The organism is Verrucomicrobiota bacterium (assembly GCA_039027815.1).
In the GTDB taxonomy this organism is placed as follows: Bacteria; Verrucomicrobiota; Verrucomicrobiia; order Verrucomicrobiales; family JBCCJK01; genus JBCCJK01.
The window spans coordinates 15,575-38,265 of record JBCCJK010000029.1 but is presented as its reverse complement, the minus strand read 5'-3'; the positions used below and the strand labels follow the sequence as shown (position 1 = coordinate 38,265).

General features: G+C 60.1%; 16 protein-coding genes. 7 read left to right on the top strand and 9 right to left on the bottom strand.

Annotated elements, in window-relative coordinates; all coding sequences use genetic code 11:
• Nucleotides 1–158: 158 nt before the first annotated feature.
• Nucleotides 159–1,514: a sulfatase-like hydrolase/transferase gene (locus AAF555_08885; GenBank protein ID MEM6911687.1), complete on the bottom strand. Its 1,356-nt coding sequence runs from the start codon at nt 1,512–1,514 to the stop codon at nt 159–161.
• A gap of 95 nt (nt 1,515–1,609) precedes the next feature.
• Complete coding sequence (locus tag AAF555_08880) at nt 1,610–3,775, bottom strand: excinuclease ABC subunit UvrB (GenBank protein MEM6911686.1); 2,166 nt, start codon at nt 3,773–3,775, stop codon at nt 1,610–1,612.
• Nucleotides 3,776–3,844: 69 nt separating this feature from the next.
• On the opposite strand from AAF555_08880, the gene AAF555_08875 reads away from it, so the two are divergent.
• Nucleotides 3,845–4,543 (top strand): PDZ domain-containing protein, encoded by a 699-nt coding sequence (locus tag AAF555_08875; GenBank protein ID MEM6911685.1) that lies wholly within the window; start codon nt 3,845–3,847, stop codon nt 4,541–4,543.
• Between the two features lie 32 nt (nt 4,544–4,575).
• Here the strand turns inward: AAF555_08875 and AAF555_08870 are convergent, their stop codons facing one another.
• Nucleotides 4,576–5,997 (bottom strand): hypothetical protein, encoded by a 1,422-nt coding sequence (locus tag AAF555_08870; GenBank protein MEM6911684.1) that lies wholly within the window; start codon nt 5,995–5,997, stop codon nt 4,576–4,578.
• Nucleotides 5,998–6,085: 88 nt separating this feature from the next.
• Between AAF555_08870 and AAF555_08865 the strand changes: the two genes are divergently transcribed.
• On the top strand, nt 6,086–7,213 hold the full coding sequence (locus AAF555_08865; protein MEM6911683.1) for an HD domain-containing protein: 1,128 nt from the start codon (nt 6,086–6,088) through the stop codon (nt 7,211–7,213).
• Here AAF555_08865 and AAF555_08860 read toward each other — a convergent pair.
• From AAF555_08860 to AAF555_08845, 4 genes are all read right to left on the bottom strand, one after another.
• Nucleotides 7,210–8,247, bottom strand: coding sequence for a PIN domain-containing protein (locus tag AAF555_08860; protein MEM6911682.1), 1,038 nt, complete (start codon nt 8,245–8,247; stop codon nt 7,210–7,212). The genes AAF555_08865 and AAF555_08860 overlap by 4 nt on opposite strands.
• A gap of 68 nt (nt 8,248–8,315) precedes the next feature.
• Entirely contained in the window at nt 8,316–9,308 is a 993-nt protein-coding gene (locus AAF555_08855) for an MlaD family protein (GenBank protein MEM6911681.1), read from the bottom strand.
• Between the two features lie 27 nt (nt 9,309–9,335).
• Complete coding sequence (locus AAF555_08850) at nt 9,336–10,127, bottom strand: ATP-binding cassette domain-containing protein (protein ID MEM6911680.1); 792 nt, start codon at nt 10,125–10,127, stop codon at nt 9,336–9,338.
• Complete coding sequence (locus AAF555_08845) at nt 10,124–10,939, bottom strand: ABC transporter permease (GenBank protein ID MEM6911679.1); 816 nt, start codon at nt 10,937–10,939, stop codon at nt 10,124–10,126. Before AAF555_08845 ends, AAF555_08850 begins: the two co-directional genes overlap by 4 nt.
• A 117-nt stretch (nt 10,940–11,056) precedes the next feature.
• Here AAF555_08845 and carB point away from each other — a divergent pair, with 117 nt between their 5' ends.
• The 3 genes from carB to AAF555_08830 all read left to right on the top strand — a co-directional run bounded on the left by carB (nt 11,057) and on the right by AAF555_08830 (nt 14,779).
• Nucleotides 11,057–14,263, top strand: coding sequence for a carbamoyl-phosphate synthase large subunit (carB, locus tag AAF555_08840; GenBank protein ID MEM6911678.1), 3,207 nt, complete (start codon nt 11,057–11,059; stop codon nt 14,261–14,263).
• A 148-nt stretch (nt 14,264–14,411) separates the two neighbouring features.
• Nucleotides 14,412–14,603, top strand: coding sequence for a type II toxin-antitoxin system HicB family antitoxin (locus AAF555_08835; GenBank protein ID MEM6911677.1), 192 nt, complete (start codon nt 14,412–14,414; stop codon nt 14,601–14,603).
• Nucleotides 14,600–14,779: a type II toxin-antitoxin system HicA family toxin gene (locus AAF555_08830; GenBank protein MEM6911676.1), complete on the top strand. Its 180-nt coding sequence runs from the start codon at nt 14,600–14,602 to the stop codon at nt 14,777–14,779. Before AAF555_08835 ends, AAF555_08830 begins: the two co-directional genes overlap by 4 nt.
• A 274-nt stretch (nt 14,780–15,053) precedes the next feature.
• Here the strand turns inward: AAF555_08830 and AAF555_08825 are convergent, their stop codons facing one another.
• Both AAF555_08825 and ppk2 read right to left on the bottom strand, forming a co-directional pair.
• Nucleotides 15,054–15,818: a DUF3943 domain-containing protein gene (locus AAF555_08825; protein ID MEM6911675.1), complete on the bottom strand. Its 765-nt coding sequence runs from the start codon at nt 15,816–15,818 to the stop codon at nt 15,054–15,056.
• A gap of 576 nt (nt 15,819–16,394) precedes the next feature.
• Nucleotides 16,395–17,453 carry a polyphosphate kinase 2 gene (ppk2, locus tag AAF555_08820; GenBank protein MEM6911674.1) on the bottom strand — a complete coding sequence of 353 codons (1,059 nt, stop codon included), beginning with the start codon at nt 17,451–17,453 and terminating at the stop codon, nt 16,395–16,397.
• A gap of 438 nt (nt 17,454–17,891) precedes the next feature.
• Between ppk2 and AAF555_08815 the strand changes: the two genes are divergently transcribed.
• Both AAF555_08815 and AAF555_08810 read left to right on the top strand, forming a co-directional pair.
• Complete coding sequence (locus AAF555_08815) at nt 17,892–20,732, top strand: tetratricopeptide repeat protein (GenBank protein ID MEM6911673.1); 2,841 nt, start codon at nt 17,892–17,894, stop codon at nt 20,730–20,732.
• A gap of 5 nt (nt 20,733–20,737) precedes the next feature.
• Nucleotides 20,738–22,483 carry an exosortase C-terminal domain/associated protein EpsI gene (locus AAF555_08810; GenBank protein ID MEM6911672.1) on the top strand — a complete coding sequence of 582 codons (1,746 nt, stop codon included), beginning with the start codon at nt 20,738–20,740 and terminating at the stop codon, nt 22,481–22,483.
• Nucleotides 22,484–22,691: the final 208 nt, after the last annotated feature.

Sequence of the window (22,691 nt, the reverse complement as noted above, 5' to 3'; positions counted from 1 at the left end):
GCCAGACCAAGGCGCGACGAGGGCGCGGTACAGGCACCCTAACCGAGGAGCAACGCAGGGCTGGCTCGAAAGACTCCGGCTCTTCCTTCCCCGCGCTTCAGCGCCTCTTCCCCACAACACCTCCCCTCCATTCTTCCAGTGTATTCTGGAGCTTGGTATCAGTTCGGGGAGGGAGCAAATTGTCGCTCCCAAGCCTCGAGCTTCTTGCGAAAGTACTCTGCTTTTTCTGGAAGCGATGCGGCCAAATCGACGGACTCCGAGGGGTCGGTTTCCAGGTCAAACAAGCGCAGGTCCTCTCCTTGAAGATGCGCCTTCCACTGTTCTTCTCGCAGCGCGGTCCAGCCCGGGCGGTCATTCCAGAAGTGTGCTTGGGAGCGGCGGGACTCCTGGCCCGCGAAGGAAGCCAGCAGGTTTTCGCCATCCAGCTCCTCGGGCAAATCGGCTCCCACCAAGCTCGCCAAGGTCGGCAGGAGATCGACGCCGGTGAAGATGGTTTCGGTATTGATTGACCCCGGAGGCACCTTGCCCGGCCAACGCACAAAGAAGGGCACCCGGATGCCCCCGTCATGCAGTGACACCTTGCGATCTCGCAAAGGACCGGCTGAGCCCACGCAGTTGATCAGGGTGGGGCGTTGCGCGATCCGCTCGGCCAGGCCCTTTCGATTGCCGGTCGTGCCGAGGGGCGCGGGACCGTTGTCGCTTGAGAAAATGACCAAGGTCTCCTCTTCCAGCCCCAGTTCTTGGAGGGCTGCCATGAGCCGACCCAGGTGATGGTCCAACTCCGCCACATCCGCACAATAGGCCCGCATGGCTTCTTGCACCTCTCCTTGTTCGTCGATCCACCCGAGAAACTCCCGCATTTGCGGGTTCTCGAAGTCGCTGATGTCCACCTGCAAATCCTGAAACGGTTCCAGCATATCCGGCCGGGGATCGATGTAGGAATGGGTCGGGAAAACCCACAAGTTGACGTAAAAGGGCTGCTCGCTCTCCCGGTGGCGTTCCATGAAGTCGATCGTGAGATCGACATACTTCTTGGTCGTGTTCTCGCGCCAATGAGGCGCCCGCCGCTCTTCCTTGGTCCAGCCCTCCTCGTTCCCATTGGCGATGAAATCTTCGTCCACACCGTAGTCAGCGGGCTGAGGATCGTCGGCACCCCGACCACTCATGTGCCATTTCCCAAAGTGGGCCGTCCGATACCCCACGCTCGCCAAGACCCGATAAAGATTGGGCGCCTCGGTCTCCATCTCCTTGGTCTCTTGGAAGTAATGAATGGGATAGCGACCGCTCATCAAGGCGTAGCGACTCGGCGCACACCAAGCCGCACTCATGTAGCCGTTCTCAAACCGCATGCCCTCGCGGGCAAATTGGTCCAAGTGGGGCGACTTGACATAGGGATGTCCCGTGATTCCCAGATCGCCATACCCAAGATCATCACACAGCACCAAAATGATATTCGGTTTGCCGTGGGCCAGGGAAGCCAGACAGAGAAGACTAAGGAGAAGAGACCATTTCATAGCCAAGAAAAAAAGGGCGAACGAGCCCCTAAAACGCAGAGGAAAGAGAACAGCTTACAAATTGCCCGAAAACAGGTCGAGCTAGCTGGGAATTTTCAGCGCCGCTGTCGCTTTCGGCCCTGGGAGCGGTAGCTCACCGGACGCTTTTCTTCCAGGCCCGCTTTCTTCTTGAGTTCCGCAATCTGGTCTCGGAGAAGGGCCGCCCGCTCATACTCGAGCTTCTGGGCCGCTTCCTGCATTTCGCTTTCCAATTCCTTGAGCACGGCCAGGACATCGAAGGACTCCTCCTCCGCCACCACGCTCCGGGCAGCTTGGTCGTCCTTGGCGTAGAGCTGGAGACTCTTTTGAACACCGCGCTTGACGCTCTCCGGGGTGATCCCGTGGAGCTGGTTATGAGCGATTTGTCGAGACCGGCGATACTCCGTGGCGTCTTGCAGCGCTTGGATCGATTGGGTCACTGCGTCTGCAAAGAGATAGACCTCCCCATGGACATGTCGCGCTGCCCGGCCCGCCGTCTGGATGAGGGAGGTCTCACTCCGGAGGTATCCCTCTTTGTCTGCATCCAAAATGCAAACCAAGGACACCTCGGGGAGGTCCAAGCCCTCTCGCAGCAAATTGATGCCCACCAAGATATCAAATTCCGCCGCCCGCAGTTGGCGGAGAATCTCCACCCGCTCAATGGCATCGATCTCGCTGTGGAGATAGCGGACCTTGAGTCCCACGCCGACCAAGTAATCGGTCAAGTCTTCGGCGGTCCGCTTGGTCAGGGTGGTCACCAGGACCCGCTCTCCTTTCTCGACCCGCTGCCGACAGAGTTCGATCGTCTCATCGATCTGACCTTTGAGCGGCTTGAGATGGAGCACGGGGTCGAGCAGGCCCGTCGGCCGAATGATCTGTTCGATCACCAAGGCTCGCTGTCGGTCGGTTGGATCAAAGTCCGAAATGGATTCCTCCGAGCCGCTCGCCTTGACCGCTTTGCGAAGGACCGCAAAGGGCACCCCGCCTTCGGTCGGCTTTTGGTAAGGCAGGTAGCCAGTGACATCCGGGCGGCTGTTGAGCAGCTCAAACGGCCCGGGCGTGGCCGAAACATAGAGCCGCTGATCGGTTAGCTCCATAAACTCCTCAAACTTGAGCGGCCGATTGTCGAGGGCGCTCGGCAAGCGAAATCCATGCTCCACCAAGACCGTCTTGCGAGAGCGATCCCCCTCATACATGCCGCCAACCTGAGGCACCGTGGCATGGCTTTCATCCATGATGAGAAGGGAATGGTCCGGGAAAAAATCCAATAGGGTATAAGGACGCGCCCCCGGCTCCCGCCCCGTCAAGTGGCGAGAGTAGTTCTCAATGCCTTGGCAAAAGCCCATCTCCTGCATCATCTCGATGTCATAGTCGGTCCGCTGTTTGATGCGCTGAGCTTCCAGGAACTTCTGATTGTCCTCGAAGTATTTGACTCGGGCTTCTTGCTCGCGGCGGATGGCCTGGATGGCCCGCTCCATCTTATCGCCCGGCGTCACGAACTGTTTAGCCGGGTAGAAGACGTAGCTTTCCACCTCCTGATTGACGGTCCCTGTGAGGACATCGAAGACCGACATCCGCTCCACCTCATCACCGAAGAACTCGATTCGGATGGCCTCATCATCGAGGTAGGCAGGCTGGACCTCAACCACATCCCCACGCACCCGAAAACGCCCGCGACTGAAGGCCACATCATTTCGCTCGAAGAGCATGCCCACCAGCCGCCGAAGCAACTCGTCCCGCTCCAGTTCCTCTCCCACCCGGACCGCACAAGTCATGTCCTTGAAATCGTCGGGGGAGCCCAAGCCGTAGATGCAGCTGACCGAAGCCACCACCAGCACATCCTGCCGCGTCAGAAGAGAGCCCATGGTGGACAGGCGCAAGCGCTCGATCTCATCATTGATCGAAGAATCCTTTTCAATGTAGGTGTCGGTCCGCGGGATGTAGGCCTCGGGTTGGTAGTAGTCGAAATAGGAAACAAAATACTCGACCGCGTTCTCCGGAAAGAAGCCTTTGAACTCGCTGTAAAGCTGCGCCGCCAAGGTCTTGTTGTGAGACATCACCAAGGTGGGCCGATTCATCTGCGCTACCACATTCGCCATGGTGAAGGTCTTCCCTGAGCCGGTCACACCGAGAAGGGTTTGGTGTCGATTTCCCGCGAGGAGCGACTTCGTGAGCTTGGCGATGGCCTGCTCTTGGTCGCCCTGTGGCTGGTAATCGCTCGCGAGTTGGAAGGTGTCAGGCATTAGGGAAGTCTACGGAAGGCCGTGCGACTTGGAGCTTGTCATGAAGCAGGCGATTTGTCACACTTCGGGATGCCCTCTCTCTTTCGCTGGTGGTTTCTCGGATGCGGCTTGTCCTGCGGGCCCCTCGCGGCCCAGGAAAAGACCCCCGCCGAACTCTTCGCCGAGATGCAAGACGACCGCTTCGCCGTCCGCCAGGAAGCCAGCCAAGCCATGCTGCTCTTGGCAAAGACACAGTATGACGAGGTCCTCTTCCCCCTCCTGGGAGCCTTGGCCGCGCGGGATCCCGAGCTGCAAGCCCGCAGTCGGGAGGTCTTGGAGAAGCTCTACCAAATTCGCAAGCTGGGCTCGGGCATTCCCCAGATCGGGGCCAAAGTGATCTGGTTCGGCTTTTTCAACTTTCGGGAAGGAGTCTACGCTTACCCCGCGGTCGAGAAGGTGGAGGAGGGCGGCCCGGCGGACTTGGTTGGTCTCGGGCCGACCGATGTTTTGATGGAAGTCGACGGCCTCTCCCTGCGAGGAGAGGCCCCGGTAGCGCTCTGGAATCAGTTTCTCTCCAACAGCCAAGTCGGCGCCACCCACACTCTCCTCGTGCACCACCATGCCCCTTGCTATCTTTCAGGGACGGCCTACGGCGGCAAGTGGATGAAAGAAAAGACGGTCAAGATCACCCTCGGCGCCTCCGAAATCGCGGACGAGGCGCGAGTCGAGGTCAGTTTTGAAGAATGGTTGGCCGAAGAGAGCCAGCGAATGCGCTTGGCCACCCCCTGATTTCAATCGAGCGGATAGCACCGCTGGGCCGTTCACTTGCGCAGCTTCTCAGGATCGTCGAGGGCCACGTAGGGATCGCCCGATTCACGAAGGAGCGCCTCGCCTTCTCGACGAAACTCCTCCGCCGACGGAAAGCCCTCCTCGCGCAGTCTCTTCGATTCCTGCAACTGCTCTTCGGTCATCCGGTTTTTCACCTGTTTCAGACGGACCTGCATCTTCTGCTTTTGGGTCACGGTCGTCATCCATTCGAAGGCGGCATGGGCTCGCGGGAGATTCATGGGCACCCCTTTCCAACCGCGGGCATACAACTCCCCCACCTCATCGCCCCCATAAGGCCCAATGTGACAATAGATCAGGGCGTGGCCGAGCGCTCTCCGCGCATCGCCGCGAATGGGAAGCCCATTTCGCAGACGAATGAAGAGATACTTCCCCCAGGCGTGATGGGCATAATTGTTTTTGCGCTCTATGGTATCGGTCAGAGCTTCTTCCACCAGCTTCCAGATCTCGGGGTCTTCTTTGCTGCGACCGAAGAAGGCCTCGGCCGCCAGCTCTCCCAATCTCTGGAAGCGAGCCCCCCGTTTCCAGGCTTCTTGGAGGAGGCGATTGGCATCCGCATGCGCGAGCCGCCCTCGATACTCCTTCTGAAAGCGCACCGCCCAGGGGAGAATGCCCATGGAGTGGGCGTGACGCTGGCTGACGGCACGGGCGATGTAAGGCCACCCTTCCTCGATTTTGCCTTCATCGCGCAACTCAGAAAAGCGCCGATACAAGGCCTCCGGGTAGCCTCGCTCCAAGGCTGGCTGGCGAAGCCGCTTGAAACGTTCAGTGAATCGCTCCTCTTCTACGGCGCTCAAATGATTGCGGTAGGTCTGGGTGTCGCTCACCCCCATGACTGCTAGCCAAGGGTAGGTAGGCGCCTCTGCTTCTAAAAAATCAAAGTACTCCAGGACCGCCTCCCTCGTGTCCGCCTCCTTGACCCGCGATCTCGCCAAGGAATAGCGAGCGGCCACCGATCCCCCCTCGGCCGCTTCCTCCAGACACTGCTGACTGTCCAAGTCGCCTCTTTCTAATGCGGCCACCTTTCTGCCATTTCTTGCTAGGAATGGCACGAGAGCTTTCCCCGCGGGATGGTCGAGCTCGACCGCTTCCAGCACCAATCGCTCCGCGAGATCGAGGTCGGGACGCAGCGCATAGCCATTCAGATGAAGCCGCGCCAGACCCAGTTTGCCCAAAAGGTTCCCCTTCTCCGCCGCGATCGAGAACAGCCTTTCCAGCTCATTGACGTCAAAGGGACCCGCCAACCCGCGATACATGAACCAGCCATACTCCGCCATGGCAGCCGCCTCTCCGCGATCGGCCGCCTCCTTGACCGCCGTCAGCTCACCCGGCTCCCCGCGCCAGACTTGGCCCTGCGCCCAGGAAGTGAAGAGCAGGAGCAGGAGCGCGGACCGCATCCTCGCTTGTATCAAGAAGCCCCCTCCGACGCAAGACCTTGCTGAGACCCCATTGGCAGAACTTGGCATTTCATGATACTAGCCCCTCATGGAAACGCTCACCCTGCGGGCACTCAAGGAACAGGTTGGCTCGCAAGCGGAAGCGTTCGCGGTCCGCGTCCAGTTGGAACAAAAAAAGCAGAAGACCACCCGCAGTGGCTCGCCTTTTTTCGAGCTTCGGTGGTGCGATGCCGAAGACTTTCTCCCCCAGCGGATCTTTGAAAGCGATCCCCACTTTGCCAGCCTGCCTGACTGGTCGGAGGGCGAGGCCTTCGAAATCTCGGGGGAGTGGAGTCGCCACGAAACCTACGGAATCGAAGTCCGCCAATGGAAGCCACGCCGCCTTCGCCCCTCGGAAACCGAAGCCCTCTTTTCCGGCTCGGCTGAGCGGAGCGCTTTCCTGGCCCAGGAATGGCAGGCCGTCCGGGACCTGGTGGATTCTCTCCAGGACCCGAGATTGCGCTCCCTGGGCCAAGTCTTCTGTGAGCAGTTCGGGGATCGCTTCCGTCGGACGGCCGCCGCCCGCACCTTCCATCATGCTCGGCGGGGCGGCCTCTTGGAGCATGTCGCCCAGATGATGCGGGCGGCCGACGCCCTGACCACCGCCTACCCGAAGCTCAATCGAGACCTGCTCCTGGCCGGCGTTCTCTTTCACGATTGCGGCAAGATTTGGGAGAATCCCGTGCCGCAGGACGGCTTCGCCATCGGCCACAGCGAAACCGGCGAAATGCTTGGCCACATCACCATCGGCATCGAGCTGGTGAACAAACTCTGGAACGGGCTTCTGGAAGCTCCCGCCAGCCAGAATTGGCTCACGCTCGATCCGCCCAGCGAAGACGTGCGCCGCCATCTCCTCCACCTGGTGGCCTCCCATCACGGCGAGCATCAATTTGGCGCCCCCGTGGTGCCAAAAACCCCCGAAGCCATGGCGCTGCATTATATCGACAATCTCGACGCCAAGATGGAAATGTTCCGCCGGGCCTACCAGGAAGGCGCCCCCCTCACCCCGAAAATTCATGACCGCGTCTACCCACTGCCGGGCAACAGCGTGGTTCCCCTCCCCTCCTTCTTGGTGGCCGCAAAGCCGGCCCCGGAAAGAGAAGCGCCCTCACCCGACCCCGACGAGACCCCGGCCGAACCCCACTTCTTCGAAAACGAAGAAGAACTCCCGCTCTAGGCCGCCGAGCTGGCCTTGGCGTTCTCGCCCAACTCCGCAAAAATCAGGCGGCCGGCCGAAGTCTGCAAGGCGCTGCTGACCACCACCTGGACCTGGTCCCCAATGCGGTCGGCCGCCCGATTGACCACGATCATGGTGCCATCGGAAAGGTAGCCCACCCCCTGGTGCTCATCCTTGCCCTTCTTGACGAGGGTCAGATCGAGCGTGTCCCCTGCCGAGACCACCGGGCGCAAGGCATCCGAAAGTTCATGCAGATTCAAGACCGCCACCCCCTGGAGGGCGGCCACCTGGCCGAGATTGGCATCGTTGGTCAAAATCCGGGCTCCCAGTTGGCGAGCCAATTGGATGAGCTTGGTGTCCACCAGCGCCTCCCGGTCCATGCGCTCCTCGTGAATGGTCACGCTGAGATGCTTGGATTGCTGCATCTCCTTCAAGCTATCAAGGCCTGTCCGACCGCGCTCTTGTTTGAGGGGGGAGGGCGAATCGCTCAAAACGTGCAGCTCATCCAAGACAAAACGAGGAATGATGATGTGACCGCTCAGGAAACCTGTCTCACAAATCCGCGGGATCCGCCCATCAATCACCACATTGGTATCCACCAAAATCGGCTGGTCTTGGATCGAATCCCGGCGAAAGCGCACATAGGGGATGATGATGGAAAACTCCTCTCGATTGCTCCGAACTGCCAAGGTCAGCCCCAGAAACGCGAGGGCCAAATACACGGCCAGCTCATAGAGCGCCTTGGCCTCCGGCCCGGACTCCGCAAAGGTCGACACGCTGAACAAATCGACCCGCGTCACCACCCAAGCACAAAGCACCCCCACCATCAGGCCAAAGGTGGCGTGAGAAAATCCTCGGAAGGTCAGGTTCTTAATGGAAGCGTCCACCAAGACGAGCAAGCCAGCGAAAGCCCCCCCGACCAGCCCGCCCAGCGCCACGTTCACCGCCATCCCGTAAGCAATGAAAATTCCCATCAGCACGCACAGCGTCAGGAAGACGGCGCGGCTGATGTGGACGGCGGAAGAGTCATTCATCACAATCGAAGGCGAGCGGAAACGTTCACCATCTTAATCAAGCCCAAAAGGATTTCCCTGCCAAGCCCTCATCTGCGCTTGAACCAATCGAAGAGCCCCCTGTCCTCGGCAGGCATCTCCTTCTCCTGCGGCTTCTCTTCCTCAAGATCCTTGTAGCGGAGAATGCCCCGTTCCTTCAGATTGAGCATGAACTGGCTGACATTGTCGCGAAGAGCCTCGTCGCCCAGGAGAGCCGCGAACAGCCCCTCCCCTTCGCGGAGATCCCGCGCGGCCAAGGCCACGTCCCCGGCGGCCGCCTCCAGCTTGGCCATCCCACCGCCGAAGGATTCCAAAGCGGGCTTCACCTCTTCCAGGGCCCCGCTCAGCTCCTCGAAGGCTTGGCCCCCTCGTTCCAAAAGGGGCCCCAGCTTGGTGCTCGACTCCTGGATATTGCGAATGCTGGTTTGGAGGGAGGTCACATTCTCCTCGGAAATGAACTCGCTATCCAGCCGCTCTATCATCACCCGGAGGGACTGCGCCGCCTCCATGATCTCGCTCGAGGCACCCTGCACATCGGTCACCACCGCATTGATGTTTTGGAGAGTGGTCACGCCCTCGGCCGCCAGGGTATCCACCTTCGTCTGGATGGACTGAATGCTGCCCTCATCGCTCCCGGAGACAGTCGCGCCCTCGGCCACATACCGTCCCACTTGCCGATTCTCCGGGGCCGGCGCCTTGACCTGGATGTAGCTGTCCCCTAACAAACCGGTCGTCCGAATGGTAAAGCTGGAGCCCTCGGGGATGCGGTAGCTGCCCCCCAACTGCATCGGGACCAAAACCGCTTCAAAATCATCAGTCAGCATGGGCAAGCCCGTGACCTCCCCCACGACCGCTCCGCCCAGACGCACATCGCTCCCTTTGATGATCCCGGTGGCATCGCTGAAGCGGACCTTCAGTTCATAAGTCTGGTCAAAGCTCTCCTTGGCGCTCCCGAAGAAAAGGATGATGGCTCCTAAAAGCGCCAAGCCCGCCAAAAGAAAGATCCCCACCAGCAATTCGCTCTTTTGTTCTTTGATCGCCATATTTGGTTGCATGGATTCTTGAATGCTTCAGGCCACGCCGCGAGAACGGCCCTGGATGAAATCGGAGATCACGGGATCGCTCGACGCCTCCAACTCTTCCAGCGTTCCTTGGAAGTAAATCCGCCCTTCTTTGAGGTAAGCCACTCGATCCGCGATGAATCGGGCGCTCACCATATCGTGGGTCACCACGATGGAAGTGCCCCCAAGCGCCCGCTGGGTGTCTCGAATGAGGCGATTGATGCTATCTGAAACCACCGGATCGAGACCCGCAGTCGGCTCATCGTAGAGCACGCAATCCGGCCGGGTGATGATGGTGCGGGCGAGGGCCGCTCGCTTGCGCATCCCACCAGAGAGATCATTCGGCATCTTGGCCACGTGTTCTGCGAGTTCCACCTGCTTGAGCGCCTCCATCACGCGCCGTTCGATCTCCCCTTCCTCGCGGAGACCCCCTTCTCGCAAAGGAAAGGCCACATTCTGCCCCACCGTCATCGAATCGAAGAGCGCTCCATCTTGGAAGAGAATGCCGATCTGCCTTCGAAACGGCCCCAGCTTGCGTTCATCCAAACCGCAGAGATCTCGCCCTTTGACCTCGATGCGTCCCTCATCCGGACAGAGCAAGCCGATCAGATGCTTGAGCAGCACACTCTTGCCGCCACCACTTCGGCCCAGAATGACTAGGGTCTCCCCGGTGAAAACCTCGAGATCGATTCCCCGCAGCACCTCGCGACCACCCAAAACCTTACGCAGCCCCGTCACCTCCAGAAACCGTTCTCTGGCCGGCTGAGCCTGGCCCGCACTCGTCAAGGACCCCGCCCTCATGCCCCGCCCTTGAACCCCCCTGGGAAAAAAATGTTGAGAATCAGCGTCAGGAAAAAATTGCTGATCAGGAGCAGCAGACTGGAGAACACGACCGCCTTGGTGGTGTTGTTGCCGACCCCCACCGCCCCGTCATTCACCCGCAAGCCTTGGTGACAAGACACGATCACAATGATGATTCCAAAAAAGAAGCCCTTCACCAAGCTGAAACTCAAGTCCGGCAAACCCGCATACGCCAACATATGCTTGAAGAACCAAGCCTCACTAATGCCATACACCGGGACCGCCATAATCCAGCAGAAAAGCACCCCGAAGGCCAGCGACTCCGCCACCAAAATGGGCATGGAAATCATCATGGCCACAAAGCGCGGCGTCACCAAGTGATCCACCGGATGGACCGAAAGCGCCCGCAGCGCATCGATCTGCTCGGTCACCTTCATGGTGCCGATCTCCGCCGCCATCGACGCGCCGACCCGACCCGCCACCATCAGCCCGGCCAGCACCGGCGCCAGCTCTCGCGCCATCCCCACCCCCACCACCCCACCCACCGCCGTCTCCAAGCCGACCTCGGCAAACTGAAAATAGGTTTGAGCCGTCAAGACCGCCCCGGTGAAGGCCCCGGTCACGATCACCACCAACTGGGAACTCACACCGATTTGAATGATCTGCCGGGAAATCAGCCGGAGCCGCGCCTGCCCGGAGAACAAAGAGAAAAGCGTCTCGCGAAACAGCTCGGCGAGCTGCGCAAAGTAACGGGGAAAATTGAACAAGGATCGACCTATCCCCGCGATCGCGTTGGTGAGAGCGGCGCCCATGTTCGGGGAAGCTAGACGCAAAACGCCGCCTTTTCATTGCCAGATTCCTCGGCCTTCTGTTTGCATCCCCAAGGCCGCTCCCTAAGCTGGGCCGCCGAAGAACTCGGCCAGCCCTTCATGCCCAAAGACCAAAGCATTCAGAAAATCCTCGTGATCGGCTCCGGGCCGATCGTCATTGGCCAAGGATGTGAATTTGACTACTCGGGCGTCCAGGCCTGCAAAGCGCTCAAAGAAGAAGGCTACCAAGTCGTGCTGGTGAACTCGAACCCGGCCACCATCATGACCGACCCCGAGTTCGCGGACCGGACCTACATCGAGCCGATCACCCCCACCATCGTCGAGCGGATCATCGAAAAGGAAAAACCGGACGCCCTCCTCCCCACCCTCGGCGGCCAGACCGCTCTCAACACCTCCATGAAGCTCTGGCACAGCGGCGTGCTCAAAAAACAGGCCGTGCGCATGATCGGCGCCAAGGCGGACGCCATCGAAAAAGGGGAAGACCGGCAAATCTTCAAAGACCTCATGCTCGAAATCGGCCTCGACATACCCGTCTCCGAAACGGCCCACAGCATGGAAGAAGCCCTCGGCGTCGCGGAGCGCATCGGTCGCTTTCCGCTCATCATCCGCCCCGCCTACACCCTCGGAGGGAGCGGCGGCGGCATCGCATACAATCGCGAAGAATACGAAACCATCGTCGCTCGCGGGCTCGACCTCTCGCCCACCACCGAAGTCCTCGTCGAAGAATCGCTCCTCGGATGGAAAGAATATGAAATGGAGGTCATGCGGGACCATGCGGACAACTGCGTCGTCATCTGCTCCATCGAAAACCTCGACCCCATGGGCGTCCACACGGGCGACTCCATCACCGTCGCCCCCGCGCAGACCCTGACCGACCGCGAATACCAAATCATGCGGGACGCCTCCTTCGCCATCATTCGGGCCGTGGGAGTGGAAACCGGCGGCTCGAACATCCAATTCTCCGTCAATCCCGAGAACGGCCGCATGATCGTCATCGAAATGAACCCGCGCGTCAGCCGCTCCTCCGCCCTCGCGTCCAAGGCCACCGGCTTCCCGATCGCGAAAATCGCCGCCAAGCTGGCCGTCGGCTACACCCTCGACGAACTCCCGAACGACATCACCAAAGAAACCCCCGCCAGCTTCGAGCCGACCATCGACTACGTCGTCACCAAGCTCCCGCGCTTCACCTTCGAAAAATTCAAAGAAGCCGACCCCACCCTCACCACCCAGATGAAAGCCGTCGGCGAAGCCATGGCCATCGGCCGGACCTTCAAAGAAAGCTTACAAAAAGCCCTCCGCTCCCTCGAAACCGGCCGCTTCGGCCTCCTGGGCGATGGCAAGGACCCCCAAGCGCCGGACCGCGAACTCATCCGGCGCCAACTCACCATCCCGAATGCCGAGCGCATCTTCTGGCTCGGCATCGCCTTCGAACAGGGCTTCACCGTGGAAGACATCTTTGAGGCCACCGCCATCGACCGCTGGTTCCTCCGCCACATCCAAGAAATCGTCCAAGCGAACAAGGACTTGGCCAGCCTCGACCTCAGGCGGGCGAAAAAACTCGGCTTCAGCGATCGCCAGCTCGCCCACGCCCGCGGGCAGAAAGGACCCGAAGGAGAAATCGCGATCCGCGAAGAGCGCAAAGCCGCCGGCATCGTCCCCACCTACCGGCTCGTCGACACCTGCGCCGCCGAATTCGAAGCCTACACCCCCTACTACTACTCCACCCACAACGGCATCGAAAACGAAGCCCGTGGTGGCGACAAGAAAAAGATCATGATCCTCGGTGGAGGCCCCAACCGCATCGGCCAAGGCATCGAATTCGACTACTGCTGCGTCCACGCCTCCTTCGCGCTCAAAGAACTGGGCTACGAAACCATCATGGTCAACAGCAACCCCGAAACCGTCTCGACCGACTACGACACCTCCGACAAACTCTACTTCGAACCCCTCACCCTGGAAGACGTCCTCAACATCTGCGATCAAGAACAGCCCGAAGGCGTCATCGTCCAATTCGGCGGCCAAACGCCCCTCAACCTCGCGGCCGACCTCCAGAAAAACGGCGTCCCCATCATTGGCACCAGCCCGGAAAACATCGACCTCGCCGAAGACCGCAAACACTTCAACGCCCTCCTGGACAAGCTCGGCCTCCAACAAGCCCCCGCCGGCACCGCCGTCAGCGAAGAAGAAGCCCTCGCCATCGCCAACCGCATCACCTACCCCGTCCTCGTGCGACCCAGCTTCGTCCTCGGCGGACGCGCCATGATGATCGTCTACCACGATCAGGAGCTCAAAACCTACATGCGCGAAGCCGTGGAAGCCTCGCCCGACAAGCCCATCCTGATCGACAAATTCCTCGACCACGCCACCGAAATCGACGTCGACCTCATCTCCGACGGCACCACCACCGTCATCGGCGCCATCATGGAACACGTCGAACAAGCCGGCATCCACTCCGGGGACAGCGCCTGCATCATCCCCGCCCCCAGCCTGAGCGAAGCCATGAAAGAAGAAATCCGGACCGCCGCCCGCGGCATGGCCCAGGAATTCGGCGTCATCGGCCTCATGAACATCCAGTTCGCCGTCAAAGACGAACAGCTCTACGTCATCGAAGCCAACCCCCGCGCCTCCCGCACCATCCCCTTCGTCAGCAAAGCCATCGGCATCCCCCTCGCCAAGCTCGCCTCCCAAATCATGGTCGGCAAAACGCTGCCAGAGCTAGGCTTCACCCAAGAAGTCACGCCCAAGCAATACAACGTCAAAGAAGCCGTCTTCCCCTTCAGTCGCTTCCCCGGCATCGACATCATCCTCGGCCCCGAAATGAAAGCCACCGGGGAAGTCATGGGCCTCGACCCCGACCTCGGCATGGCCTACGCCAAAAGCCAGCTGGCCGCCGGCAACGCCCTCCCCACCAGCGGCACCGTCTTCATCAGCGTGCGCGACCGGGACAAACCCGCCATGCTCCCGATCGCCCAAGAACTGCACGAACTCGGCTTCAAAATCATCGCTACCAGCGGCACCCAAAAAGCGCTCCAAGCCAACAACATCCCGAGCCAGCCAGTCAAAAAAGTCATGGAAGGCCGACCCAACATCGTGGACGCCATCAAAAACGGAGAAATCGCGTTCTTGATCAACACCCCGAAGAGCCAGGAAAGCCTGGCCGACGAAAAAATCATCCGCAGCAGCGCCATCCAATTCCACGTCGCCCACTGCACGAACCTCACGAGCGCCCTCGCCAGCACCAAAGCCATCCGAGCCCTCCAAAGCGGCACCATCACCGTCACCCCCCTGCAAGAATATCACAGATAGTCAGAGAGCGAGGGCACCGCGTTCCGAAACCGCGGGGTCCCGCCCTCTTCCAAACACCATCGTCGCAAAGCGACGGAATGAGAGGAATCACAAAGTGGACACAGATGATCCATCTTGAGTTCCACAAGAAATGGCGGACTCTACGTCCATGAAATCCAGGTTCACCTACTGGAAGGAAACCGACGGAAAATTCCTCGGCTACCTCAACGATTTCCCAGATCACTGGACCCAAGGGGAAGATCTCGACGACCTCAAGGCCCATCTCCGGGATCTGCATGACGAATTCTCAAAAGGGGATCTTCCTGGGATTCGGAAAGTGGAAGAGTTGGAAATCGGATGAAGCCTCGCGACTTGATCCGAAAGCTGGAGAAGCAAGGCTGCCAGCTACTCCACCACGGATTCAAGCCCGACATCTATCACAACCCGGAGACCCGAAGGACCCAACCGGTTCCGAGACACAACGAGATCAATGGATTTCTTGCTCGAAAGATTATTCGCGATCTATCAAGGATTTAGGTAGAAACAAAATGTCAAAAATCAACGGCTTGTTGCCGTGGAAGGAGGATTTAGGGGTGGTGAGATTAGATGATAGGAGGCGTTCCTCGTCGAGCAGACGTTCCTGCGCGGTATACTTCTGCTTTGATTTGGACCATTTCCCCCGACACTTTTTGTTCGATGTAAGAGATGGCTCCATCCGAATTTAGGTTCTCAGTCAGGATAGACGACATCCTCCTTTCGGAACAAAACGGTTTTGATCGGAGAAATACACCCCAGCCCATCTTATATATTCCTAAAAGAGCCGCTCGTAGCGTAGCATGAGCCCCAGTTTGCCACCTGGACGAATCATTGGCCCGATATCCACGTAAGTATCTCTGCGTGTTTCACGGATTTCATGATAGGCGGGTTCGCGCCAATCATTGCCCATTCTGTCTCCAGCCCATTCCGTGAGGCCCTGCAGAGGATCAATAAGGATTTCTAGCACGCGGTATCGCTGCCCTTCCCGCTTTGTCAGATTGTGTTTTAGGCGATAGCGAAACTCACCCAGCAGCGATCCCACGGTTGAGGTTATCAGCAGATCTTGTCTTGATGGCTGCGCCACAAAACTTTCAAAACCGAACTCCCAAACGACTGAGGAGGCCGTGCTAAAGAGGAACGATTCCAGCGGTGAGTATCGCTGGCTCCGAGCGCGCAGATAGGTCTCAGAGCCCCACAGTGGATGCATCAAATAATTAAAAAAGTCACTATCGTCATCCCAGTGAGGCCCAGCCTTTAGATTGCGCTCATAGGTATCCCAACTAAAACTATCAAAACCCGTGGTCTCTCGATCGAGCTCATTTAGCATTGCCAGACCCACAGCATGATAAAACAGCACATACTTGATCGGATAAGCCAAACTACGCTCTGAATTCTCAAAAGTGTAAGCGGCCCCTTCTCCCCGCGGATCAAGTTTAAGCCAGCTAAAATCATCGCTAGATTCAGATTCGGTCTGTGCAGGCGAGGCACCAACACAGAATAGCGGAAGAAGAACGGCAGAGATTTTGAGATTTCTGATCACGTGTTCTTTAAAAGTTGATGGACGAAGTACTGAGCAGGTAGTGAGCCGAATTTTTCGAAAAATTGGATGAGGAGATCAGGAATGGGGTATGGCTATGGTTGGTTTATGGGGTGATTGAGGGTGGATGTCAACGATGGGCAGCGGGGCAGCTGGAACGGTGCGGGCTCTGCTGATTGAAGGACTTGTTCATTGATGATTCCCATGGAAGACCTTCGCTTGGATTCCCTCGACCTAATACCAAGCTCCAGAACTCACTGGTAGAATGGAGGGAAGAAGGTGTGGGGAAGAGGCGCTTAAGCGCGGGGAAGGGAGAGCCGGTGTCTTTCGAGCCAGCCCTGGGTTGCTCCTCGGTGACGGTGCCTGCACCGCGCCCTCGTCGCGCCTTGGTCTGGCCCGAAATCCACTCGGCCATTCTACCAGCCAATCCTGCAGCTTGGTATTATCTATCCAGGAAAACAAAGCCACTTCCTCGGAAACCCTATCCAAGCCGTCCCTTTGACGCCATGGCTCCAACAATTCGCCAACAACTGACAAACTACCAGTTCTTTCAAGCCGTCTCCAAGAACCTCGAACCCTTCAAGCCTGCTTCCGATGTTCTTCTCCCGATTCGTATATCTGGTCGGCGGAGCCTACCACCAAGGGATCGAGCGATTTGAGGAGACTTTCGTCTTTTCCCTCATAAGGAATCGCCCGAAGGACATATTCAATGGCATTGAGCCGGGCGCGCTTTTTATCGTCTGATCGCACAATCGTCCAAGGCGCATCGGCGGTGTCGGTGTAGAAGAGCATGGAGTCTTTCGCTTTGGTGTATTCGTCCCAGCGACCAAGCGATTCCACGTCCATGGGGCTAAGCTTCCATTGCTTGAGCGGATCCTGCGCTCGGGCGAGGAAACGTCGGAGCTGCTCTTCTCGACTGACGGAGAACCAAAATTTGAAGAGACGGATGCCACTGCGCGCGACCATGCGCTCGAATTCCGGGGCTTGTCGCATAAACTCCAGGTATTCATTCGGGGTGCAGAAGCCCATGACGTGTTCGACGCCGGCGCGATTGTACCAGGATCGGTCAAAGAACACGATTTCTCCTTTGGTCGGCATTTGCTCGACGTAGCGCTGAAAATACCATTGTCCCCGCTCGGTGTCCGATGGCTTGGCCAAGGCCACGATGCGGGCGCTTCGAGGATTGAGGTTTTCGGTGAAGCGCTTGATGGTTCCGCCCTTGCCGGCGGCATCGCGCCCTTCAAAGAGCATGACAATCCGCTCGCCCGTCTGGTTGATCCACGCCTGCATTTTGACCAGCTCGATCTGGAGGAGCTCGATTTGCTCGTCGTATTTCCGCCCGCTCATCATGCGTGCGTAAGGGTAGGTCTGGCTGACGATGTGCTTCTTGCTTTTGACCTCTTTGACCCGCTTGACGAGTTCCGGCGGGATGCTGGTTTTGACCTGTTCGGCAATGACTTTCACCATGGGAAAGGCCTCTTCCATGAGTTTGGAGGCACGATCCGAGCCCGCTCCCTTTTTGGACGATTTCTCCTTTCCTTTGGTTGGCTTGTCCTTGGATTTCTTCGGCTTCCGGCTGGCGTCTCCTTTTGACTCTTTGGCCTTGGCCGCGACGGGTTCGATGGTGGCTTTGCTCATGCTTCTTCCGGTCTAGGTGGCGTTGTTCGGCGGAAGCTTGGGCTGACTCATTCGCTCTTCCGTCGGCATCGCCTTCCGTCGCAAAAAGAAGGAGCAGTTTCTTTGCCATTTCCTGGTAGCAAGCTGGCTTGTTTCTTGGCTCCGCACGGAAGCTCCGTGGTGGAAGTGGTGACTCAGAAGACAGGTTGGGGAGTGCCTTTTAGAGGGGGATGGAGGCCGGGTTCCTCAATTGACTCCCTTCCTGCTCGTTTGTAGGGTTCTCCCAAGCTCGCTTTCCTGGTTTCCTTTTCTTTCTTCACGATGCAAAAAGCCCTGCTGGTTTCTCTTCTTGTGCTGTTAGGGCTTGCCCTAGGGATTGGGACTTGGCTGGCTGTGCGGGAGAGCGATGCTTCGTCTTCTTCTTCCGAGGCGGGCGGGGTCGCGTCGCCCAGCGATTTGATGACTCAAGCGGAGCGCGATTGGGAGCAGGGGGCCTTCCAGCGGGCTTACGCGGCTTTTCGGGATGCCGCTCTCACCCAACCCGATGACTTGGCCTTACAACGTCGCTACGCCGAGGTGAGCGAGGATCTCAACCAGTTTGAGGAAGCGCGGCGGGTGAGCGAGATTCTCTGGGCCCGAGGCGAGGCCGACCGCGCGCTTTTGCAGCGGCGGCTTCGGCTGAGCGAGGAGACCTTGCCGGCTCTCCAGCGAGCTGAGGCCCTGTCCTGGCTGGAAGCGCTGCCGGAGGGCTGGGAGAAGGAGGCGCTCCGGGCCGAGGTTCTTTTTTCCACCGGGGACTTTGCGGGCAGTCGCGAACTTTTTGTTCGTCTTTCCCAGGAGGCCCCTCCAGAGGAACAAGCCGCTTTCGCGCTCAGTGCGGCCATGACTTTTTCCGCTTCGGAGGATTGGGCCGGTGGCTTGGCTTGGTTGCAAACGCGGGCAGCTTCGCAAAATCTGGATGGCCCGCTTTCCCTGATGGAGGGGACTTTTCTGGCTCTTTTGGATCGCACCGAGGAGTCGCTCGCGGAGTTGCAGCAAGCCTATGAGACTTTTGGCGATTGGGATCTGCTCCTTCGTTGCGTGGAGGTGGCGCTTTGCGCGGAGCGACCCGACATGGCTCGGCAAGCCCTTCCTTCGGTGGCGGAACTCGCGGAGCGGGAGGCTCCCGAGTCGGAGGGGCCGCGTTCCCGCTTGCGATTGACCAAGGCCTACTTGGCAGCCATCGCCGGCCAAGAAGAAATCCTCCAAGCGCTCTTGCAAGCCAGCCAAGGAGAAGACGCGGCCGCCGAGAGCGAGCGGGCCTTCACCCGGGCGCTCCTCTCGCTCGGCGAGGGGTCAGATGCCTTCGCCGAGCTGGAGGCGGCCGTCCAGGGTTTGCCGGGGGAGCCGCTGCCACGTTTTTTGCTCGCAAGCGAACTGATCGCGACCGGCTTTTTTGAGGAAGCTTCCTTCCAACTGCGGAAAATGGACCATCCGCTCTACCGGCGTTGGCCCCAAGTGGTGGTGGAAAGTGCCCGGGCTTCCTATGGCTTGGGGCAGGTGCGGGGGGCGGAGGAAGAGCTGGCCTCCCTCCATGCGCGGGGTCTTTTCACGAGCGAGAGCCTCCTCTTCGCCGAGGCGCTCCAGCGCGAACTGGGCAAGACGGAGGAGGCCACCCGCACGGCCCGGCTCATTCGGGAGCAACTCGCGGACACGCCCGAGGTTCGCTTCCAGATGGCTTCCGAGGCGCGGGCAGCGGGCGACGCGAAGGCCGCTCGAGAGGCGCTTTTAGCGATGGTCCAGGAGGAGGAAGTCCCATCGACTTGGCGGGTGCGCTCCCTGGAAGCTCTTTTGGCGATGGGCCAAGCGCCCTTGGTTTTGGCGACCTTGCAAGAGGACCTCGGCCTGCCGAGCACTGACTCCCTCCTTTTGCAGGCGGCCGCGCTCGAGGCCGAAGGCAACCTCGCCAAGGCGGAGGAGCGCTTGACCAAGGCTTGGCAGGAGGACTTCGGGAGGGAAACGGCTTCTCGCTTGGCGGGCTTTTGGTTGCGACAAGAAAAAGCGCAGAAGGCCGCCGACCTTTTCCGCCAAGCGCTGGAACAAGATCCCCGGGCGAACTGGGCCCAAGCCTCCCTCAGTCGCTTGCAGCTCGACTCAGGAAAGGGTGCGGAAGCGCTCGCCCTGGCGAAAGAGCTTTGGAATTCGGGCGAGCAATCCCTGGAGGTGGCCTCCCTGCTGACAGAGATCCATTTCCGCGAGCGCCTCTGGAGCGAGGCCGCCGGCTGGGCGGAGGAGGCTCTCCAGCTGGAGACGCGCACGAACTCGAACCCCGCCTTGCGCTACTGGCTGGGTGCCTCGCTGCTGAACCAAGGCGAAGCGGAGCAAGCCCAAGCTTGGCTGGAACGCGCCAGCAAGCAAGCCGCTAAGCCCGCTCCCATCTTGGGCGTGCTCGCGCTGTGCGAATTCCGCTTGGGCCGATTTGAGCAAGCGCTGGAAACGCTCGACCGCGTGGAAGCTCTCACGCCCGGTTTGAGCCCGAGCCAACGCACCCTAGCCATCCGCTGTCTCCTGGGCAGCGGCCGGCCGGGACCCGCCCTTTCTCTGCTGGAAACGCATGGAGAAAGCCTGCCTATCCAAGACCGGGTGACCCTGCGCGCGCTCGCGCTGGAACAACAAGGGCAGGTCGAAGCCTCGCTCGAGTCGTTGGCGACCCATCTAGCAGAGGTGCCCGGAGCCGACTTCGCGCGACGTCTCCGGGTCCTGGTGCAAGCGCGTTCCGGCGATGTCGCCAGCGCCCTTCAGGAAGCGCAGGAAAGCCAGCTGGGCTGGACGGAAGCCGAGTGGAATGAGCTGGCGAGATGGGCCGTGGAGCGGGAAGCCGGCTCGTCCGCGGTGGCCGCTTTCAGCCAACTCACCCGGGAGCAGCCGGAGAGCGCGGCCTACTGGAACAATCTCGCTTGGCTGCAGCTGGAGTCAGGAGAGTATCAGCCCGAAAAGGTCTTCCAAGCGGTGGCGAAAGCGCGGGAGTTGGCGCCGGAGAATCCAGCGGTCGCGAACACCTGGGCTCGCGCTCTGGAAGAAGCCGAGCGCTGGTCCGAGCTGCGGGCCCATGCCCAAGCCTGGTCCCGTAAGGAGCAGTCCGCCCCGCGCTGGCCCGCTTACCTCGGCCGCACCGAGGAGGCCACCGGCAACACCGAAGAGGCCTTGGCCCACTACCGGGAAGTCCTTCGTCTGGCCGACTTGGGCTTCGAGGACGGCATCGACGTGGGGGCGGCCCGCGCTCGGCTGCGCGCCCTCGAGACGGCGGCCGCTCTACCCTGAGGACCATGTCGCCCGCTTCCAGAACCTTTTCCAGTCGGCTCCCCGGCTTGGGCTCCTTTCCGGTCTTTGCTCTGGTGATCGCCCTGCTGCTCTTCACGGTCATGGCCTTCGCGGATGCCTGGGTGGCGGTGCCGATGCGGGCTTGGTCTTCCCAGATCGCTTACTGGTTTCTCAAGGCCTTTGGCCTGCCTTTTGAAATTCACGGGGCCATCCTGACCACGCCCGATTTCGTCTTCGAAGTGGTGCCGGCTTGCAGCGGCTCGGCCACTCTGAGGGTGCTACTCTTTCTGGGGATTCTCTGGTTTTCCGTCCAGCCTAAGTGGACGATGCGCCGCCGCTTGTTTGGCGTGTTTCTGGCCCTCCCGCTGGCTGTCCTGGTCAATGCGGTGCGACTTACTTGGCTGGCCGGCATGGGCCATGTGCGAGGTGAGGCGCTGACCGGCCTGGCGCACGACTGGAGCGGGCTGATCGCCTTCACGCTGGGCGCGCTCGGGCTGATCGGGATCTCTTGGCTGCTGCGCCATCCCAGCTCGGCACGCCAGAGCAAGCAACAGAGTTCGCGACACGCCATCGCGGTGGCGGCGCTCGCGCTCTCGTTCATCGCCTACCTTCCCTTCTTCGACTGGGTCGGGCGCGGTTGGCGGGACTCTCCTCTGGATCGGCTGGGGTGGATTTACACTGGCCTCGGGCTGTTGGGGCTGGCCGGGGGCGCGGCTTGGACCAGTTGGAAGCAGCCGGATCGCGAAAAGTCCAAGCCCACCGTGACGCGCGCCCTTTGGATGGGCGTGGGCGGGATGGTCGTCTTCTATGTCATCGCCCTCATCGCGGACATCCGCGTGCTCTACACCGGCTCGATGGCCTGCTGGGCTTGGTCGCTCCTGGTCCTCCGCTATTCCCTGCGGACTTCCCTCCGGCTGGCCCCTTGGATTGGCTTGGCGGTCGTGGGCGTTCCCACGGTGCCTTACATCCTCAATACCCTTCTTAGCGCCACCACCGGGATGGCGGGCACGCTTCTGACCGGCCGGAGCGCGCAGCTAGGGGTGGCTCTGGTTTGCTTGGCCGGAGGAGCGCTTCTTTTTTGGTGGCAAGTGAAGGGGAAGCGTCCCCCCCAGCCTCCCATTTCTTTGCGGACTTCCACCGGGAGCGTCTTGGCCGCCGGCCTCCTTCTTTTGGCCCTTTCCGGCATGATCGCGTTCCGCACCTACTACCAGGAGAGCGGCTCCGCGGAAGGGCGGGCCAGTCGCTTGGAACTCAGCTTCCAGCTGGCCGACTGGCAAGGACGCTCCCTGCCCCTTCCCAATCCGCTGGAGGGCTGGGAGCAAGGGAGAAACTACTGGTCCCGCACCTACCAGCGAACTCCGCTCGAAAGCGTCGGGGTCTTGATTGCTTCCTCGGAGGGCAATCGACACAATCTCCATCCGCCGGAATACTGCTTTACCGGATCGGGCTGGCAAATCGCAGACCGCCAAGCCATCGAAGGCCCCGTCGGAAGCCAAGGACAGGACGCCGCCATCACCCGCATTCGGGTGCGGCGGGGGCAGGAATCCTTGGCCGGGCTCTATTGGTATTCGGATGGCGAGACCATCTACCCCGACTACCAGGCGGTCATCTTCGAAGACATGAAACGCCGCTTCCTGGGCCAAAGCACCGTTTGGTATTTCTTTCGCCTTCTCGGCCGCGATGCCCGGAGTCTTGAGCAGGAGTTTTTGCCCCGCTTCCAGCCCAAGGTGGGCCCGGCGGCCACGTCCTAGGAACTCCCTGCCCGGGAGCGCCTTGCCACCGCTCTCTTCCTTCACCCGGTTCTACCAGCCGATCCGGTCGCATGGTCGAAGCGGAGCGGTTCGGCCAAGGGCAGACTGGGGCAGCAAACGGGAGGAGGAACCCAGGCGGCATTTCGCTTGTCGCCTCCGGCGGTTCGCGATTACACTTGGGGTATGATGGGGAATCTCTTCCAAGCGA

Excerpts from the sequence above, each read along its gene's own strand:
- AAF555_08885 (MEM6911687.1), bottom strand. The coding sequence starts at position 1,514 with ATGAAATGGTCTCTTCTCCTTAGTCTTCTCTGTCTGGCTTCCCTGGCC.
- AAF555_08810 (MEM6911672.1), top strand. The coding sequence starts at position 20,738 with ATGTCGCCCGCTTCCAGAACCTTTTCCAGTCGGCTCCCCGGCTTGGGC.
- carB (MEM6911678.1), top strand. The coding sequence starts at position 11,057 with ATGCCCAAAGACCAAAGCATTCAGAAAATCCTCGTGATCGGCTCCGGG.
- AAF555_08850 (MEM6911680.1), bottom strand. The coding sequence starts at position 10,127 with ATGAGGGCGGGGTCCTTGACGAGTGCGGGCCAGGCTCAGCCGGCCAGA.
- AAF555_08865 (MEM6911683.1), top strand. The coding sequence starts at position 6,086 with ATGGAAACGCTCACCCTGCGGGCACTCAAGGAACAGGTTGGCTCGCAA.
- ppk2 (MEM6911674.1), bottom strand. The coding sequence starts at position 17,453 with ATGAGCAAAGCCACCATCGAACCCGTCGCGGCCAAGGCCAAAGAGTCA.
- AAF555_08870 (MEM6911684.1), bottom strand. The coding sequence starts at position 5,997 with ATGCGGTCCGCGCTCCTGCTCCTGCTCTTCACTTCCTGGGCGCAGGGC.
- AAF555_08860 (MEM6911682.1), bottom strand. The coding sequence starts at position 8,247 with ATGAATGACTCTTCCGCCGTCCACATCAGCCGCGCCGTCTTCCTGACG.
- AAF555_08815 (MEM6911673.1), top strand. The coding sequence starts at position 17,892 with ATGACTCAAGCGGAGCGCGATTGGGAGCAGGGGGCCTTCCAGCGGGCT.
- AAF555_08855 (MEM6911681.1), bottom strand. The coding sequence starts at position 9,308 with ATGGCGATCAAAGAACAAAAGAGCGAATTGCTGGTGGGGATCTTTCTT.
- AAF555_08830 (MEM6911676.1), top strand. The coding sequence starts at position 14,600 with ATGAAGCCTCGCGACTTGATCCGAAAGCTGGAGAAGCAAGGCTGCCAG.
- AAF555_08845 (MEM6911679.1), bottom strand. The coding sequence starts at position 10,939 with ATGGGCGCCGCTCTCACCAACGCGATCGCGGGGATAGGTCGATCCTTG.
- AAF555_08875 (MEM6911685.1), top strand. The coding sequence starts at position 3,845 with ATGCCCTCTCTCTTTCGCTGGTGGTTTCTCGGATGCGGCTTGTCCTGC.
- AAF555_08835 (MEM6911677.1), top strand. The coding sequence starts at position 14,412 with ATGAAATCCAGGTTCACCTACTGGAAGGAAACCGACGGAAAATTCCTC.
- AAF555_08880 (MEM6911686.1), bottom strand. The coding sequence starts at position 3,775 with ATGCCTGACACCTTCCAACTCGCGAGCGATTACCAGCCACAGGGCGAC.